Raw genomic sequence first — 16,616 nt, 5'->3', positions numbered from 1 at the left:
GGCGGCGGCGGGTGGCAGTCAAATGCTGCCGATTTATACAATCAGCATACAAGACAATATGCATGCGTACTACTTATCGTAAGTACGGAGTCGCCTTGGCGACGGCCGATGGCGGTGTGCGCCGCTAGCGGTGAAAGCGCACCGCTTCGTGCGACGCGGCACGCCCCACGCGCGCCGCGTTGGCCTTGTCGGCCGGGTCTTCGTAGCCGAAGGACACGCCGAACAGCAGGCGCTGTTCTTCAGGCAAGCCCAGCACCTCGCGCACGATGCCGGGGTACAGGCCTAGCGCGCCCTGCGCGCACGACGCGATACCGCGCGCCGTCAGCACCAGCATCAGCGTCTGCGCATACATGCCGATGTCCGTCGCCTCGCGCGTGTCGAAGGGGTGCGGCATGAACACGAACACCGCATGTGGCGCACCGAAGAAATCGAGATTGCGCACGTAGGCGGCGCGCCGCCCCACGAGGTCGCTGCGTTCCACGCCCATCGCGCCGTAAAGCTGCGCGGCGGCGTCGACCTGCCGGTCGCGGTAGATGCCGTGAAACTTCGACTCGGCCGGCCAGTCGGGCCTGATGGGCTCGTTCTGCGTACCTGCCGCCACCAGCGCCGCGCGCAACCGCCGCAGCGCCTCGCCCGACACCACATGCGGTACCCACGGCTGCACGTTGCAGTTGGACGGCGCACGCTGCGCGATGGCAAACACCTCGTCGAGCGTGCGCTGCGGCACCTCTTCAGGCAGGAAGCCGCGCACGGAGCGCCGCTGGAGGATGGCTTCGTCGACAGAGAGCATGAGAAGAAAAGGAAATCAGGGTTGGATTCAACGGCCGTCGATCAACGCCGCGCCGCGCCGCGCGTAGGCCTGCGCCAGCTTGCGGCCGACACGCGCGGCGTCGGGCAGGAAGCCGTTGCCGGCCTCCCCTCGCACAGCCACGCCCGCACTTCCCACGGCACCGCGGAACATCGCGAACACCTGGTGGAAGGTGGTCATGCGCTCCTTCGACCCGGCCAGGCGGTAGTAACGCGCCAGGTAGTCCTCTTCCGTGGGAATGCCCATCTCCGCCAGCGGCAGCCCGAGCAGGCCGCCGTTCTCGTCGGTCGCCATGCGCCAGGCCTGGCTGTTGAAGGCCACGTCCACCAGCGGGTGGCCCAGCGTCGACAGCTCCCAGTCGAGCACGCCCACCACGCGCGGCTCGCTCGGGTGGAACATCATGTTGGTGATGCGGAAATCGCCATGGCACAGCGCCAGCGTGTCGCTCTCCGGCACGCGCTGCGCCAGCCAGGCCACCACCCGGTCGAGCTCGGGGTTGTCGTCGTCACCGCGGCGGAACTGCGTCCACTGCTGCGACCAGCGGCTGAGCTGCCGCGCGAAGTAGTTGCCGGGCCGGCCGTAGTCGCCCAGCCCCAGCGCGCGAAAGTCCAGGCTGTGCAGCGCCGCCATGGTGGCGCCCATCGATTCGTACATCGCGCGCCGCTCCGCCGGCGCCACGCCCGGCATCGCGAAGCCGTCGAACACGCGCCCGTCGATGCGCTCCATCAAGTAGAACGGCGTGCCGACCACCTCGCGGTCGGTGCAGTACAGCAGCGGCGCGGGCACCGGCACCGCGCTGTCGCGCAGCGCCGTGAGCACGCGGTACTCGCGGTCGATGGCGTGCGCGGACGGCATCAGCGTGGCGTTGGGCTGCTTGCGCAGCACGGCCTGCCATGCGCCCCGGCGCAGGAAGTAGGTCGGGTTCGACATGCCGCCGACCGTGCGCTCCACCTCCAGCGCGCCACCCTCGGCGGGCAGCGCCGCGCGCAGGTACTCGTCGAGCCGCTCGGGGTTGAAGTCGATGCCGCGCCCCGCCGCGGCGTCCACCGGCGCGCTCATGCCGTCGCGCGCTTGCCCGCGAAACCGAACAGGTGCTGTGCCACGCGGCGCATCTGCATTTCCTCGGAGCCCTCGGTGATGCGGTAGCGGCGGTGATGGCGGTAGATGTGCTCGAACGGCAAGCCTCGCGTGTAGCCGATGCCGCCGTGCACCTGGATCGCCCGGTCCGCCGCTTCGCAGCACAGACGGTTCGCGCGAAAGTTGCAGATCGACACCAGGTCGCTGATTTCCAGCGGGTCCTGCTGGTCCATGCGGGCCGCTACCTGGAAGATGAAGTTGCGCACCATCTCGCACTCCGCATACAGCTCGACCAGCGGAAACTGGATCGCCTGCTTCTTGGACAGCGGCTCGCCGAAAGCGATGCGGTTCACCGCGTACTTGGCCGATTCCGCAATGCAGTAGCGCGCCGCGCCGGCGCTGGCCGCCGCCTGGCGGATGCGGTTTTCGTGAATGAAGCGCTGCGCCAGCACCAGGCCCTGCCCTTCCTCGTGGAGGATCGCGCTGTTCGGCACGCGCACGTTCTTCAGCTCCACCTCGGCGTGGTCGCTGGGCATGTTGAAGGTCCAGTGGTTGTAGGCGATGCGGTGGCCGGGCGTGTCGGTCGGCACGATGAAGGCCGTGATGCCCAGCGCGTCGCCCGGCTTGCCCGAGGTGCGCGCGAACACCAGGTTGGCGTGCGCGCGCTGCACCTGGCTGTTGAAGCGCTTCATGCCGTTGATGACCCAGCCGTCGCCCTCGCGCACCGCCACTGTTTCCAGCCATGTCGCGTCGCTGCCGTGGTTGGGCTCGGTCAGTCCGAACGACAGGTGCCGGTCGCGCTTGATGATGCCGTCGATGTAGCGCTTCTGCTCGGTGGTGCCGTAGGCGTTGATCACCGGCACGATCGGGAAGTTGCCGACGATGGAAGACTCGTCCTGCAGGTCGTTGTGCAGCCCCAGGCCCTTTGCCGCCAGGTGCTCGCGGATCGCGGCAATCGCCAGGTTCGAAGCCGCCTGCCCGCCGCAGGCCTTGGGCAGGCCGTAGCGCAGGTGGCCGGCCTTGTCGGCGCGGCGCTCCATCTCGGCGATCAGGTCGTGCCATTCCTTGCGCGGGAAACCGTCGTTCTCCCAGTCGGTGCGCGCATGCTCACGGCGGTGGTCGAAGAACTGCATGTGCTCGCGTTCCAGCGGCTTGATTTCGGCTTCGATGAAGGCATCGAGTTCGGCGAGCTTGGCCGTGATCTCGGGGGGGAACTGGTAGTCCAAGAGAGCGTCTCCTAGGTGGGGCGATCCGGTCGCCGTTGGTTGAATTCGCAGTTGCTTTTGATATGCGTCAACAACCTTACACATGCGTACGACATGCGTCAATCGGATTGACCCGCTGCGCCCGCGGCCCGTTTGCGCCGCATGATTGGAAGCGTCCAGTCGTGAAGCAGATTCACAGATGATGTGCAGCCCGCGTTCTTTTCATCCCCTCCCCCTGATCGCACGATATCGGCATCCGGCAGCGGCATTCGCCGCACGCCGTTCCCCACCGCCGATACGGCCGATACGGAGACAACATGGAAGAACGCACAGAACTGCAGGCCGCCCTGCTCGACAGCCTGCAACGCGTGGTTGACAAGGAAATCGCGCCCATCGCCCAGCAGATGGACGAGGAAGAGAAGTTTCCCGAGCACCTGATCAAGGTGTTCGGAGAAATGGGCCTCATGCAGGCCCGCGTGCCCGAGGAATACGGCGGCCCCGGCCTCGACCTCACCACCACCTGCATGGCCAAGGAACTCGTGGCCCGGGTCTCCATGACCGGCGCGCAGCTCATCAACCAGAACACCATTTCCTTCGTGCTGCCGCTGCTGCACTTCGGCACCGACGCGCAGCGCCAGAAGTGGCTGCCGCTGGTGGCCAAGGGCGGCGTGGTGAGCTCGGTGGCCATCACCGAGCCCCACGCGGGCTCCGACGTGGGCGCCATGAAGACCAGCGCCGTGCGCGACGGCGACCACTACGTGGTGAACGGCCAGAAGTGCTTCATCACCATGGCGCCGCTGGCCGACTACATCACGCTCTTCGCCAAGACCGGCGACGTGAACAAGCGCGGCGTGGACAACATCAGCTGCTTCATCGTCGACATGAAGTCCGCCGGCATCACGCTGGGCGGCAGCGAGAAGATGATGGGCCAGCGCGGCACGCCGCATGCCGACATTTTCTTCGACAACGTGCGCGTGCCGGTGGACAACCGCATGGGCGAGGAAGGCCGCGGCTTCATCTCGTGCATGCACATCCTCGACCTGAACCGCCCCACGGTGGCGGCCAGCGCGGTGGGCGTGGCGCAGGGCGCGTTCGACATCGCGGTGGCCTACGCCAAGGAGCGCAAGGCCTTCGGCCGCGCCATCGGCGAGTTCCAGGGCCTGCAGTTCATGCTGGCCGACATGCACATCCAGATCGAGGCGGCGCGCGCCCTGCTCTACAAGTGCACCCGCGCCATCGACGCCGGCCAGCACGACCGCCTGACCGAAATGGCTTCCATGGTGAAGTGCTTCTGCACCGACATGGCCATGAAGGTGACCACCGACGCGGTGCAGATCCTGGGCGGGCACGGCTACATCCGCGGCAACCATGTGGAGCGCATGATGCGCGACGCCAAGGTGCTGCAGATCTACGAAGGCACCAACCAGATCCAGCGCATGGTCATCGCGCGCCGCGCGCTCGGCTTCCGTTGAGCACCCCCATGGCAACCGTTCCCGCCGGCACGCCCGGCGCGCTCACCGGCATTCGCGTGCTCGACTTCACCTTCGTGATGTCGGGCCCCTACTGCACGCGGCTCATGGCCGACCTCGGCGCCGAGGTCATCAAGATCGAATCGAAGAACGGCGACCTCACGCGCAGCCGGCCGCCGTTTCGCGACGGGCGCAGCAGCTACTACGCGTCTCTGAACTGCGGCAAGCGCAGCATCGTGCTCGACCTGAAGAGCCCCGAGGCGCGCGACATCGTGCACGACATGGTCAAGCAGGCCGACGTGGTGGTGGAAAACTTCCGACCCGGCGTGATGAAGCGCCTGGGCCTGGGCTACGAGGCGCTCAGCGAGATCAACCCGCGACTGGTGTACTGCTCGATCTCCGGCTTCGGCCAGGGCAAGTCGGGCGACGGCAAGGGTGCCTACGCGCCCACGCTGCACGCGCTCTCGGGCTTCGACGACGCCATGCGCGGCTACCAGGACGACGCCAGCCGCCCGCCCAACACCGGCATCTTCGTGGCCGACGTGCTCGGCGGCTCGCTGGCCTTCGGCGGCATCCAGGCCGCGCTGGTGCAGCGCCAGCGCACCGGCAAGGGCGACCTGGTCGACCTGTCGCTGCTCGACGCGATGGTGAGCCTGCTGGTGTGCGAGGTGGGCGAGGCGCAGTTCCCAGAGCAGCCGCTGCACTTCGTCTACAAGCCCACGCCCGCGCGCGACGGCCACCTGGTGGTGGCGCCCACCACGCAAGACAACTTCGTGGCGCTGTGCAAGGCCACCGGCCACCCCGAATGGCTGGAGGACGAACGCTTCGCCACCGGGCGCGGGCGGCAGGTGCACTGGGACGCCTTCCTGGCGGAACTGGCCAAGTGGGCCCTGCAGCACACCGCCGAGGAGTGCGAACGCATCCTCGACGCGCACCAGGTGCCCTGCTCGCGCTACCTGAACATCGGCGAGACGATGCAGCTGCCGGTGGTGAAGGAGCGCGGGACCATGTGCGAGATCGACGATGGCGCCGGCCCCTTCATGGTGGCGGGCACGCCGTTTCGCATGGCGCACGGCAACGCCGGGCCGCGCGCGCATGTGCCGGTGCTCGGCGCCGACGGCCCCGCGATCCTCGGCGAGCTGCTGGGCAAGGACACGGCCGGCATCGCGCGCTTGCGCGAGGCGGGCGTGCTGGGCGGATAGCTCCTCTCACGGCACGCGAGCGAACAGACAAGAAGACAAGAAAAGGTCACAAGGCCATGGAGACAAGACGCAATGAACACCACGACGATCGCGTGGCTGGCCGGCACCGGGGCGATGGCCCTGGCGCTGGTTCAGGCCACGCCGGCGGCAGCCCAGCCCGCATTTCCTGAAAAGCCCGTTCGCATCGTCGTGCCCTTCGCGGCCGGCGGCGTGACCGACGCCATGCTGCGCCTGCTGCAGGAGCCCGTGGGCCGCAGCCTGGGGCAGCCCGTCATCATCGACAACCGGCCCGGCGCGGCCGGCATGATCGCCGCGCGCCTGGTGGCCGACGCGCCGGCCGACGGCTACACGGTGCTGGTGGTGAACACCGGGCTGATCGCCATCACGCCCTTCGTTCAGAAAAGCGCGGGCATCGACCCGCAGCGGCGCTTCGCGCCCGTGGCGGGGCTGTCGAGCGCGCCGTCGGTGCTGCTGGTGCACCCGTCGGTGCCCGTGGCCGACCTGCGCCAGTTCCTGGACTACGCCAAGGCCAACCCCGGCAAGCTCGAATACGCCGTGGTCGGCAAGGGCGCCTATGGCGACGTGGCGACCTCGCTGTTCCAGCGGCAGGCCGGCGTGCGCATGCTGCCCGTGCCCTACCAGGGCAATGCGCAGACGACCACCGCGCTGCTCTCGGGCGAGGTGAAGGTGCAGCTCACCATCCTCTCCGGGCCGATGAACGACTACCTGAAGAACGGCCGCATCAAGGCGCTGGGCGTGGCCACCGCCGGGCCCAGCGCACTGGTGCCGGGCGTGCCGCCCATCGCGTCGGCGCTGCCGGGTTTCGATGCCGTGGTCTACACCGGCCTGGTCGCGCCGGCGCGCACGCCACCGGCGGTGGTCGAGAAGATCGGCCATGCCTTCACCACCGCGCTGTCGGACCCGGCCCTGCGGCAACAGCTGGCCACCATGGGCATGGAGGCCGCGCCGCTCGACGGCAAGGCCTACAGCGAACGCATCGCCCGCGAGATCGGCGCCTTTGCGCCGGTCATCAAGGAACTGGGCACCGAATGAACACGAACTTCCTTTTCAAACTGTGAGGCCATCACCATGAAGATTCTTGTGCCCGTGAAGCGGGTCGTCGACTACAACGTGAAGGTGCGCGTGAAGAGCGACGGCACCGGGGTGGACATTACCAACGTGAAGATGAGCATGAACCCCTTCGACGAGATCGCTGTCGAAGAAGCGGTTCGCCTGAAGGAAAAGGGCGTGGTCACGGAAGTGATCGCGGTTTCCTGCGGCGATGCGAAGTGCCAGGAAACGCTGCGCACCGCGATGGCCATCGGTGCCGATCGCGGCATCCTGGTCGAGACGACCGAAGAGCTGCAGCCCCTGGCCGTCGCCAAGCTGCTCAAGGCGCTGGTCGACAAGGAACAACCCTCGCTGGTCATCCTGGGCAAGCAAGCCATCGATGATGACGCCAACCAGACCGGCCAGATGCTGGCTGCGCTGGCCGACCTGCCCCAGGCCACCTTCGCCTCCAAGGTCGAATTCGCTGGCGACAAGGTCACCGTCTCTCGCGAAGTCGACGGCGGCATGGAAACGTTGTCGCTGACTCTTCCGGCCGTCATCACGACCGACCTGCGCCTGAACGAGCCGCGCTACGTGACGCTGCCCAACATCATGAAGGCCAAGAAGAAGCAGCTGGATGTCTTCAAGCCCGAAGACCTCGGTGTGGACGTCAAGCCCCGCCTGAAGACGCTGAAGGTGGCAGAACCTCCGAAGCGCGGTGCCGGCATCAAGGTGCCCGACGTTGCAGCGCTGGTGGACAAACTGAAGAACGAAGCGAAGGTGATCTGAACATGACCGCACTTGTATCCCTCGTCGTGGCCGAACACGACCACGCCAGCATCAAGCCGGCTACCTTGAACACCGTGACCGCTGCCCTGGCGTGCGGTGGCGAAGTGCATGTGCTGGTTGCAGGCGCCAACGCAGCAGAAGCTGCGAAGGCTGCAGCGCAGATCGCAGGCGTGACCAAGGTCATCGCTGCTGACAGCCCGAGCCTGGCTGAAAACCTCGCCGAGAACGTCGCGGCCCAAGTGCTGGCGATTGCGTCGAACTACAGCCACATCCTGTTCCCCTCGACCGCCAACGGCAAGAACGTGGCCCCCCGCGTGGCCGCCAAGCTGGACGTGGCCCAGATCAGCGACATCACCAAGGTCGACAGCCCCGACACCTTCGAGCGCCCGATCTACGCCGGCAACGCCATCGCCACCGTGCAGAGCAGCGACGCCACCAAGGTGATCACGGTCCGCACGACCGGCTTCGATGCCGCAGCCGCCACCGGTGGTAGCGCAACGGTCGAAACGGCTGAAGGCGTGGCGGACAGCGGCAAGAGCGCCTTCGTCGGCCGTGAAGTCACGAAGAGCGAACGCCCTGAACTGACGGCCGCCAAGATCATCGTCTCCGGTGGCCGTGCCCTGGGCAGCGCAGAGAAGTTCCAGGAGGTCATGGCCCCGCTGGCCGACAAGCTCAACGCCGGCCTGGGTGCCAGCCGCGCAGCCGTCGACGCAGGCTACGCCCCCAACGACTGGCAAGTGGGCCAGACGGGCAAGATCGTCGCCCCCCAGCTCTACATCGCAGCGGGCATCTCCGGCGCCATCCAGCACTTGGCCGGCATGAAGGACTCGAAGGTCATCGTGGCGATCAACAAGGACGAAGAAGCACCGATCTTCTCGGTGGCCGACTACGGCCTCGTGGCCGACCTGTTCACCGCCGTGCCGGAACTCGCGCAGCAGCTCGGCTGACCCGCGACAGACATTCAAAGACATCGGAGACAGACAACAATGACCCCCACCTTCCGCGCATGGAGCCTGCTCGCCGCGGCCGCCATGCCCCTCGCGGCCACGGCCGCGTTTCCCGACAAGCCGATACGCCTCGTGGTCCCGTACGCGGCCGGCGGCCCGACCGACGCGATGGCGCGCATCCTGCAAGCCCCGCTGCAGCAGGCGCTGGGCGGTGCCACCGTGATCGTCGACAACGTGCCCGGCGTGGGCGGCGCGCTGGGTGCGCAGCAGGTGCTGCGCGCACCGGCCGACGGCTACACGCTCTTCCTGGGCAACAACGGCCCCAGCGCCGTGACGCCGCTGCTGCAGAAGAACGCCGGCTTCGACCCCGTGAAAGACTTCGTGCCGATCTCGATGGTCGCCAAGTCGACCATGGTGCTGGCCGTGGGCGCCGGCGTGCCGGCCACCAACATGAGCACCTTCCTCGACTGGGCGAAGAAGACCAACGGCAAGGCCAACTACGCCAGTGCCGGCGTGGGCTCGCTCGGCCACCTGGGCACCGAGCTGCTCATCAAGCAGGCCGGCATCAAGATGACCCACGTGCCCTACAAGGGCCAGGCGCCCACGCTCAACGCGCTGCTCGGCGGCGAGGTGCAGGTGCTGCTCACCACGCCCACCGAAGCCATGCGCGGCCAGATTGCCGCCGGCAAGCTGAAGCTGGTGGGCGTCACGTCGGAGACCACCTCACCGCACGACCCGAAGGCCGACGTGATCGGCAAGTCCGTGCCCGGCTACTCGCTGTACTCGTGGTTCGCGCTGCTCGCCAAGGCCGGCACGCCGCCGGCCGTTGTCGAGCAACTGCATGCCGCCGTCGTCAAGGCCGTGGCGTCCGAAGATGTGAAGAAGCGCTTCGACTCCCTGGGCGTCGATGCCGAGAGCAGCGAGCCCGCGAAGGTGATGGACTACGTGAAGCAGGACGTGGCGCGCTGGAGCGTGATCATCCGCGAGCAGAACATCCAGCCCGAATAAGGAAAGGACGCACCGATGGACTTCACTCCCGAAGAAATCGCCTTTCGCGACGGCGTGCGCCGCATGGCCGAGCGCCACGTTGCGCCCATTGCCGCGGAGATCGACGAGAACGACCGCTTTCCCACCGAGCTGATTCCCGTGTACGGCGACATGGGCCTGCTGCAGCTGTGGGTGCCCGAGGCCTACGGCGGCCCCGGCGCCAACCTGACGATGGTGTGCCTGGCGCGCGAAGAAATCTCGCGCCACTCCGAGGCCTGCGGCCTGCTGGCCGGCGAGACCACCATGTTCGTGCTGCCGCTGATGCACTTCGGCACCGAGGAACAGAAGCAGCGCTTCCTGCCCATCGTGGCGCAGGGCCGCACGCTCACCGCCATTGCGCTGTCGGAGCCCGGCGCCGGCTCCGACGTGAGCGCCATCCGCACGCGCGCCGTGCGCGACGGCGACAGCTACGTCATCAACGGCCAGAAGCAGTGGTGCTCCTTCGGCAGCGTGGCCGACTACATCATGGTGTTCGCCAAGACCAGCGACGCGGGCGGCGTCGACAACATCAGCCCCTTCATCGTCGACGTGAAGAACATGCCCGGCGTCACCTTCGGCAAGAAGGAACGCAAGATGGGCATGCGCGGCGCCGTGAACGTGCCGGTGTACCTGGACAACGTGCGCGTGCCGGCGGAAAACATGCTCGGCGAAGAGGGCAAGGGGTTTCGCGCCGCCATGCGCGCGCTCGACCTGAACCGCCCCGCCATCGCGGCCGCGTCGGTCGGGCTGGCGCAGGGCGCGCTCGACGCCGCGGTGGCCTATGCGCAGCAGCGCAAGCAGTTCAAGCGCTTCATCTCCGAGTTCCAGGGCGTGCAGTTCATGCTGGCCGACATGGCCATGCAGATCGAGGCCGCGCGCTGCCTGCTGTACGAATGCACCCGCGCGGGCGACCGCGGCGAGTGGAGCCGACTGCCCATGCTCGCGAGCATGGCCAAGTGCTTTGCCAGCGACGTGGCCATGAAGGTGACGACCGACGCGGTGCAGATCCTGGGTGGCTACGGCTACGTGAAGGACTACCCCGTCGAACGGATGATGCGCGACGCCAAGCTCAACCAGATCTTCGAGGGCACCAACCAGATCCAGCGCGTGGTGATCGCGCGCGAGCTGCTGCGCAACGCCGCCGCAGCATGACCTTCCCCGGAAACCGAACCCCATGACCCTCCCCACCTACGAGAGCCTGCTCTACACGCGCGACGGCCAGGTCGCCGTGCTCACCTTCAACCGCCCGCACCGCATGAACGCCATCGGCGGCACGCTGAAGCAGGACATTGCCGCGGCCATGCGCGAGGCCGGCCGCGACGAGGCGGTGCGCGCCATCGTGCTGGCCGGCGCGGGCGCCGCCTTCTGCGCCGGCGGCGACGTGAAGGAAATGAGCGCCGGCCCCGGCGGCGCGCGCCCGCTACAGGAAAAGATCAACCCCGCGCGCGACGAGATGCTGCTGGCCATCCACGAAGCGGCCAAGCCGGTGATTGCGGCGGTGCACGGCGCGGCCGTGGGCGCGGGCATGAACATGGCGCTGGCCGCGGACATCCGCATTGCGGCGAGCAATGCGAAATTCGCACAGGCCTTCGTCAAGCGCGGCCTGCCGCCCGACACCGGCGCCACCTACCTGCTGCCGCGCGTGGTCGGCATGGCCAAGGCCTGCGAGCTGGCTTTCACGGGCGACGTGATCGATGCGCAAGAGGCACTGCAGCTGGGCATCGTCTCGCGCGTGGTGCCGCCCGAGGCATTGATGACCACGGCGATGGCACTGGCGGCACGCATCGCGGCCGGCCCGCCCATTGCCATCCAGCTGGCCAAGCGCTCGCTGTATCGCGGGCAGGAAGGCAGCCTGCGCGACGCGCTGGCGCGGGAGGCGGCGGCGTTCAATGTGTGCATGGAGACCGAAGACGCGGCCGAGGGGGTGGCTGCGTTTCTGGAGAAGCGGGCGGCGGTGTTCACGGGGCGCTGAGGGCGCGTTTGGGCGGCGCGTCGAAATACGACAGCAGCTTGATGCCGGCCGCCCACTCCCGCGCCATGCCTGCGCCGATGGGCTTGAACGCCGGATGCGCGCGCGAGTGCACCGCCATCTCGGCACTCGCCTCCTCCAGGCCGGCCGCCACGCGCTGCGCCATCTCCCGCAGGCGCGCCTGCGTCAAGCCGGCCCGCTCCTGCGCGAACCGCACAAAGGTCTTGTCCGGTGCCTGGAGCTTCTTGCCTGCCACCGAGATCGCGGGAATGTCGTTTTTGTACTGCGGGTACACCTTGGTAGTGACCATGTCGAACATGGGCGCGAGCCGCACATCCGACGCATCGGCATAGACCAGCCCGAAGTTCTTCAAGTGCGCGTCGGTGTTCCCCGCCGCCATGCAGAACAGGTGCGCCGCCACCAGCGTCTCCTTGGCCTCGAGACGCCGCGGCCCGTCCGCGTAGGCGTCGATCGCCTTGAAGATCCGCTCCATCGTGCCGCCGTACTTGCGCTCCGGCGGCATCGCGAGCAGTGCGCAGAAGTCCTCGAAGCCCAGGGCGTTGCCCAGCGCGTCGTGATCGAAGCGCTTGACCGCCAGGAGCGTGCCGTTTTCCGCGAGCTTGAACTGAGGCACCGGCAGGCCCGCGCATTGCGCCGCGCGCATCGTGAAGAACTCGTTGACGGCCAGCCCCGGAAGCTTGTCGTCGCCCGCCTTGAGGATCCAGTGCTCGTCGTGAATCGTTGCGCGGCCCTGCACAAGCACCTTGGGCAACGCGCCCGACACGCCGAAGCCGATGTACCGGTCCAGCAACTCGGCGAAGAGCGAGCCCGCCTTGCTGTCGCCCATCAGTGCATCGATGTCGACCTGCAGCGGCCCGGCCCAGTTCCGCGCGAACCCGGAAGGCACCACGCGCTGGCGGCCGATGGGGTTGGCGCCGGTCAAGGCCAGCAGCACGAAGTCGTCGGTGGCCAGCACCTTGCCGAAGCGCTCGGTGATCTTTCTGCGCAAGAACCCTTCAGGCAGGTTCTGCTGGAAGGTCGGGATCAGCGCCGAAGGCACCGCGTAGCTTTCGAGCCGCACGGGCATCAGCAGCGAGGCGAAGTCGTTCCGTCCCACATCCGGCAGGTAGGCGAACACGCTGCCTGCGGCGCCCTGCCGCTCTAGCGTACCGACCCGGTGGTCTCCCACATACACGTCCAGCCGGTGCGCATTCGCCTGCACCTTGGCGAGCAGGTCGGTCATGGCCGGTGCTCCGACTGATCGGCGAAATCGCTTGCGGCGTCCTCCATCGCCTCTTCGAGCGTCATGCCGTGGCCCGCGGGCCGCACGACCAGTTGCAGGCCCAGGTACTCCGCCACGCGCAGCAGGCGCCGCGAGCCGATATCGTCCAGGTCGCCGCGCTCCAGACGGGACAGTGTGGCGATGCCCATGCCCAGGGCACCCGCCACGGTCTGCAGCGTGTGGCCCTGCTTCTTGCGGGCGTCCCGAAGGGCTTGACCGATTTCGGTGAGCGTCATATTTATCCAGTTCGACAAATTTGAAGTGAATTTACTCCAAATTTGTTGCAACAGATAAAGTTGTGCCCGAATTATTTATCGTATTTGATAAATAAAGAAGATTTTCACCAATTTTTTGCTGTATCCAATAAATCCGGGTTGCCGCATGCTCAACGCGGCAGCCCCAGCCCCCGCTGCGCAATCAAGCTGCGCTGAATCTCGTTCGTGCCAATGCTGATCACCCACATCAGCGAATGCCGCAGCCCCTGCTCGAACTTGCCGTTGTCCAGCGCGCCCGGCGCGCCGTGCGACAGCGCCGCCGGCTCGCCCAGCATGTCGAGCACCGCCTCGCCGAAGCGCTCCATCAGCTCGCCCGAAAACACCTTGCTGATGGCGCCGTATTCCGGCGGGGTGACGCCGTCGACGATGCGCTCGGCGCACTCCATCATCAGTTGCCGGCCCACCTCGATCTCCGCCGCCAGCGCGGCCACGCGGTCGCGCACCAGCGGGTCGTCGGCCAGGCGGCGGCCCTGCGCATCAGGGCGGCGCAACTGCGCGCACAACAGCTCGAAGCCGTGCACCACCTTCATGACGATGCCCCCGCCGATGAGCCCGCGCTCGGTGGCCAGCGCGCTGGTCAGCACCTTCCAGCCGCCGTGCAGCGGGCCCACCAGCGCGTCGGCCGGCAGGCGCACGTTGTCGTAGAAGATGTTGGCAAAGCTGCCGTCGTACATGGTGGTGGCCGGCTTCACCTGGATGCCCGGCGCGTCCATGGGCACGATGAACATGCTGATGCCCGCGTGCGCGGGCTTGGCCTCGCGGTCGGTGCGGGCGGCCAGGAACATGTATTTGCCCCACCAGGTGGTGGTCCAGATCTTCTGGCCGTTGACGACCCATTCATCGCCCTCGCGCGTGGCGCTGGTGCGCAGCGACGCCAGGTCGGAGCCCGCATTCGGCTCGCTGTAGCCCATGCCGTGCATGGCCTCGCCGGCCAGCATCTCGGGCAGGTAGCGCGCCTGCTGCGCCGGCGTGCCGAAGACCATCAGCGCATTGGCCTGAATGGCGGCGCCGATGCGCGGCGCCTCCGCCCGCTCCATCTCTTCGATGAAGGCGACCTGCTCCATCGGCGAGCGCGCCTGCCCTCCGTGCTCGCGCGGCCAGGCCAGGCCGATCCAGCCGGTCTTGCCGATGTCCTTCGCAAAGCTGGCGTCGAACTCGCGGTCGTGAAACGGGAGCCGGTCGAACGCGGCCTTGCGCTCACCCGACCAGTGCTGCGCCAGCCAGGCGCGCACCTCTTCGCGAAAGGCGTTGCCCGCCTCGCCCAGGTCGTAGGCCGGCAGCGCGCGGCCCTCGCCGGCCAGCAGCCAGTCGGCCACCGCGCCGCGCGCGGCATGCAGGCCACCGGCGGCCACCATGTCCAGGTGCACGCGGCGGAAGTGGCGCGGTGCCTCGTGTTCCTCGGCATAGCCGATGGCGCCGAAGGCGTGGTGCGTTTCCAGCGCCACCTGCCGCAGCGCGCTGCTGGCAAAGGCGAAGGCCGTGTCCGCAAAGTAGGTCCAGTGCGGCAGGCCCAGGTCGTGGCTGGCCGCCGCGTTGAACAGCGTGCGCCGCACGCCCTCCAGCGCAATGAGGTTGTTGGCCAGCTTGTGCTGCACCGCCTGGAAGCGGCCGATGGGCTGGCCGAACTGGTGGCGCTCCTTGGCGTAGTCGCTGACCATGTCGAAGGCACGGCGCGCCGCGCCGTGGGCGCGCGCCACCAGCAGCACGCGCCAGGCATGGCGCAGCCGCGCCTCGGCGCCTTCGTCCGCCGGCACCGGTTGCATGGGCACGGCCTCCAGTTGCAAAGCGCCGTGACCGATCGCGCCGAGTGCCGTGGTTTCGAGGCGGTTCACGCCCGGCTGCGTGGCATCGATGAGCCATGCGCTGTCGCCCTGCACCAGCACCACGTGCGTGGCTGCAAGCGCGCCGTCCACCAGGCGGAGCGTGCCGCTGAAGGTGGGCGCCCCCGTGCTTTGCGCCGCCACGCGCGCGTCGGCCTCCCAGTGCTCGGGGAAGGCCACGGCCACGCTGGCGTCGCCCGCGTGCAGCGCGTCGAGAAAGGCATCGGCCGCCGTGCCGCCGCCCTTGGCGGGCGCGAGCAGCAGGTTGGCCAGCGCGGCGCCCAGCAGGGGCGCGGGGCACGCAGCGCGGCCCAGTTCTTCCATGGCGATGGCAATTTCTCGCAGCCCGCCTTCGCGCCAGTCGGTGCCCAGCGCGGCAAGCCCTTGCTGCGCCAACTGTTGCCACACGGCCGCCACGGCCTGCGGCGATGCAGACTGCTCCACGGCCGTGGCCACCGGCCAATGCCCGGCGAGAAAGCCGCGCACCGAGTCGCGCAGCATCTCGCGTTCTTCGCCGCTCGGAAGCTCGGCAGCGGTGAACCGGGGTGCGTGGAAAGAAGAAGGCGATGCCTCCGCGGGATCGGGATCGGGATCGGAATTGGAACCGGAATTGCGCATGCTCATGCTGTCAGGCCTTGTGTTGCGCGCGCGGAGCGCGTCGCGCTTGTCTCCACGCCATGATGGCCGGAATGCCAGCGCATGGGAGCCAGCCGGCCGTCAAAGCATCTGTGACGCGCCCGCACACACGGCGGACCGACACGGTTCAAACGCTCAGAGGCTGGCCCAGCCCGCCTCGAACTTCTCGTTCAGAAAGTCCAGAAACGCCCGCACCCGCGGGCTCAGGTTGCGCTTGCTCGGGTACACGACGTAGATCGGGTCTTCCGACGCCACCTGGAACTTCTCGAGCACGCGAATCAACCGCCCCGCCGCCAAGTCGGCCGCCACATGCACATCGGACAAACGCACGATGCCCACGCCCGCAATGGCATAGGCGCGCAGCAGCTCGGCCGAGTTGCTGCCGATGTTGCCGTTCACGCTGAGCGACACCGGCTCGTTGCCGTCCTGCAGCGCCCAGGTGCTGCGCACCGAGCCCGCCAGAAAGTTCATGCAGTTGTGCTGCTGCAGGTCTTGCAGCGTCATGGGAATGCCCGCCTTGGCCAGGTACTTGGGCGAGGCGCACAGCGTCCAGCGCGTGGTGGCAATGCGCCGCGCGACCAATGAAGAATCGGGAATGTCCCCGCTCTGGAAAGACACGTCGATGTGGTTTTCGAACAGGTCGATGGGGCTGGCCGTGAGCACGAATTCCACGCGCAGCTCCGGGTGCCGCTGCAGAAACTCCGGAATCACCGGCGACAGCTGGTGCTGCGCCAGCAGCAGCGACGAGTTGAAGCGCAGCACGCCGCTGGCCTGCGTCTTGGTGTTCTGCAGGCCGTTCTCCGCTTCTTCGAGCGCGTCGAGCACGCGGTGCGCGCCTTCAAGAAACTGCTCGCCTTCGCGCGTGAGCTTGAGCACGCGCGACGTGCGGTGAAACAGCCGCACGCGCAGCCGGTCTTCCAGCCGCTGAATGAGCTTGCTGACGGTGGAGGGGTTGCAGTCCAGGCTGCGCGCGGCCGCGGAAAAGCTGGTTTCCTCGGTCACGCGAAGGAACACGTCGAGCTCTCGGATGCGGTCGTTCATGGGCGGCGTTGCAATGGTGC

15 protein-coding genes are annotated in these 16,616 nt (G+C 67.8%); 8 read left to right on the top strand and 7 right to left on the bottom strand.

Annotated elements, in window-relative coordinates:
- Window positions 1-124: 124 nt before the first annotated feature.
- From BM013_RS19285 to BM013_RS19275, 3 genes are read right to left on the bottom strand one after another with little or no spacing between them, the layout of a single operon-like run.
- Window positions 125-790 carry a nitroreductase gene (locus BM013_RS19285; RefSeq protein ID WP_093129258.1) on the bottom strand — a complete coding sequence of 222 codons (666 nt, stop codon included), beginning with the start codon at window positions 788-790 and terminating at the stop codon, window positions 125-127.
- Window positions 791-817: 27 nt separating this feature from the next.
- Window positions 818-1,867 carry a phosphotransferase family protein gene (locus BM013_RS19280; RefSeq protein WP_093129257.1) on the bottom strand — a complete coding sequence of 350 codons (1,050 nt, stop codon included), beginning with the start codon at window positions 1,865-1,867 and terminating at the stop codon, window positions 818-820.
- A complete protein-coding gene (locus tag BM013_RS19275) occupies window positions 1,864-3,111 on the bottom strand; it encodes an acyl-CoA dehydrogenase family protein (protein ID WP_218153673.1) in 1,248 nt (415 codons plus the stop codon). Before BM013_RS19275 ends, BM013_RS19280 begins: the two co-directional genes overlap by 4 nt.
- 296 nt (window positions 3,112-3,407) lie before the next feature.
- On the opposite strand from BM013_RS19275, the gene BM013_RS19270 reads away from it, so the two are divergent.
- The 8 genes from BM013_RS19270 to BM013_RS19235 all read left to right on the top strand — a co-directional run bounded on the left by BM013_RS19270 (window position 3,408) and on the right by BM013_RS19235 (window position 11,545).
- Entirely contained in the window at window positions 3,408-4,562 is a 1,155-nt protein-coding gene (locus tag BM013_RS19270) for an acyl-CoA dehydrogenase family protein (protein WP_093129255.1), read from the top strand.
- 8 nt (window positions 4,563-4,570) lie between these two features.
- Window positions 4,571-5,761, top strand: a complete 1,191-nt coding sequence (locus BM013_RS19265; RefSeq protein WP_093129254.1) for a CaiB/BaiF CoA transferase family protein — start codon at window positions 4,571-4,573, stop codon at window positions 5,759-5,761.
- A 72-nt stretch (window positions 5,762-5,833) separates the two neighbouring features.
- A complete protein-coding gene (locus BM013_RS19260; protein WP_093129253.1) occupies window positions 5,834-6,814 on the top strand; it encodes a Bug family tripartite tricarboxylate transporter substrate binding protein in 981 nt (326 codons plus the stop codon).
- A 36-nt stretch (window positions 6,815-6,850) separates the two neighbouring features.
- Window positions 6,851-7,600 (top strand): electron transfer flavoprotein subunit beta/FixA family protein, encoded by a 750-nt coding sequence (locus BM013_RS19255; RefSeq protein WP_093129252.1) that lies wholly within the window; start codon window positions 6,851-6,853, stop codon window positions 7,598-7,600.
- 2 nt (window positions 7,601-7,602) lie between these two features.
- Window positions 7,603-8,547, top strand: coding sequence for an electron transfer flavoprotein subunit alpha/FixB family protein (locus BM013_RS19250; protein WP_093129251.1), 945 nt, complete (start codon window positions 7,603-7,605; stop codon window positions 8,545-8,547).
- A gap of 39 nt (window positions 8,548-8,586) precedes the next feature.
- On the top strand, window positions 8,587-9,555 hold the full coding sequence (locus BM013_RS19245) for a Bug family tripartite tricarboxylate transporter substrate binding protein (RefSeq protein ID WP_093129250.1): 969 nt from the start codon (window positions 8,587-8,589) through the stop codon (window positions 9,553-9,555).
- Between the two features lie 15 nt (window positions 9,556-9,570).
- Window positions 9,571-10,725, top strand: coding sequence for an acyl-CoA dehydrogenase family protein (locus BM013_RS19240; protein WP_093129249.1), 1,155 nt, complete (start codon window positions 9,571-9,573; stop codon window positions 10,723-10,725).
- A 22-nt stretch (window positions 10,726-10,747) separates the two neighbouring features.
- Window positions 10,748-11,545 (top strand): enoyl-CoA hydratase/isomerase family protein, encoded by a 798-nt coding sequence (locus tag BM013_RS19235; RefSeq protein ID WP_093129248.1) that lies wholly within the window; start codon window positions 10,748-10,750, stop codon window positions 11,543-11,545.
- Here BM013_RS19235 and BM013_RS19230 read toward each other — a convergent pair.
- The 4 genes from BM013_RS19230 to BM013_RS19215 all read right to left on the bottom strand — a co-directional run bounded on the left by BM013_RS19230 (window position 11,532) and on the right by BM013_RS19215 (window position 16,596).
- On the bottom strand, window positions 11,532-12,785 hold the full coding sequence (locus BM013_RS19230; protein WP_093129247.1) for a type II toxin-antitoxin system HipA family toxin: 1,254 nt from the start codon (window positions 12,783-12,785) through the stop codon (window positions 11,532-11,534). The genes BM013_RS19235 and BM013_RS19230 overlap by 14 nt on opposite strands.
- Window positions 12,782-13,060 (bottom strand): helix-turn-helix domain-containing protein, encoded by a 279-nt coding sequence (locus BM013_RS19225; RefSeq protein ID WP_093129246.1) that lies wholly within the window; start codon window positions 13,058-13,060, stop codon window positions 12,782-12,784. The genes BM013_RS19230 and BM013_RS19225 overlap by 4 nt, the downstream gene beginning before the upstream one ends.
- 149 nt (window positions 13,061-13,209) lie before the next feature.
- Entirely contained in the window at window positions 13,210-15,543 is a 2,334-nt protein-coding gene (locus tag BM013_RS19220) for an acyl-CoA dehydrogenase family protein (protein WP_256221560.1), read from the bottom strand.
- A 147-nt stretch (window positions 15,544-15,690) separates the two neighbouring features.
- Window positions 15,691-16,596 (bottom strand): LysR family transcriptional regulator, encoded by a 906-nt coding sequence (locus BM013_RS19215; protein ID WP_093129245.1) that lies wholly within the window; start codon window positions 16,594-16,596, stop codon window positions 15,691-15,693.
- Window positions 16,597-16,616: the final 20 nt, after the last annotated feature.

Source organism: Variovorax sp. OK605 (assembly GCF_900115445.1).
GTDB lineage: Bacteria > Pseudomonadota > Gammaproteobacteria > Burkholderiales > Burkholderiaceae_C > Variovorax.
Note: the sequence above shows the minus strand (reverse complement) of the source record. Positions and strands in the feature narration are given on the sequence as shown.

Coding starts and splice junctions, on each gene's coding strand:
- BM013_RS19270 (WP_093129255.1), top strand. CDS start 3,408: ATGGAAGAACGCACAGAACTGCAGGCCGCCCTGCTCGACAGCCTGCAA.
- BM013_RS19280 (WP_093129257.1), bottom strand. CDS start 1,867: ATGAGCGCGCCGGTGGACGCCGCGGCGGGGCGCGGCATCGACTTCAAC.
- BM013_RS19215 (WP_093129245.1), bottom strand. CDS start 16,596: ATGAACGACCGCATCCGAGAGCTCGACGTGTTCCTTCGCGTGACCGAG.
- BM013_RS19230 (WP_093129247.1), bottom strand. CDS start 12,785: ATGACCGACCTGCTCGCCAAGGTGCAGGCGAATGCGCACCGGCTGGAC.
- BM013_RS19235 (WP_093129248.1), top strand. CDS start 10,748: ATGACCCTCCCCACCTACGAGAGCCTGCTCTACACGCGCGACGGCCAG.
- BM013_RS19255 (WP_093129252.1), top strand. CDS start 6,851: ATGAAGATTCTTGTGCCCGTGAAGCGGGTCGTCGACTACAACGTGAAG.
- BM013_RS19220 (WP_256221560.1), bottom strand. CDS start 15,543: ATGAGCATGCGCAATTCCGGTTCCAATTCCGATCCCGATCCCGATCCC.
- BM013_RS19245 (WP_093129250.1), top strand. CDS start 8,587: ATGACCCCCACCTTCCGCGCATGGAGCCTGCTCGCCGCGGCCGCCATG.
- BM013_RS19285 (WP_093129258.1), bottom strand. CDS start 790: ATGCTCTCTGTCGACGAAGCCATCCTCCAGCGGCGCTCCGTGCGCGGC.
- BM013_RS19250 (WP_093129251.1), top strand. CDS start 7,603: ATGACCGCACTTGTATCCCTCGTCGTGGCCGAACACGACCACGCCAGC.
- BM013_RS19225 (WP_093129246.1), bottom strand. CDS start 13,060: ATGACGCTCACCGAAATCGGTCAAGCCCTTCGGGACGCCCGCAAGAAG.
- BM013_RS19260 (WP_093129253.1), top strand. CDS start 5,834: ATGAACACCACGACGATCGCGTGGCTGGCCGGCACCGGGGCGATGGCC.
- BM013_RS19240 (WP_093129249.1), top strand. CDS start 9,571: ATGGACTTCACTCCCGAAGAAATCGCCTTTCGCGACGGCGTGCGCCGC.
- BM013_RS19265 (WP_093129254.1), top strand. CDS start 4,571: ATGGCAACCGTTCCCGCCGGCACGCCCGGCGCGCTCACCGGCATTCGC.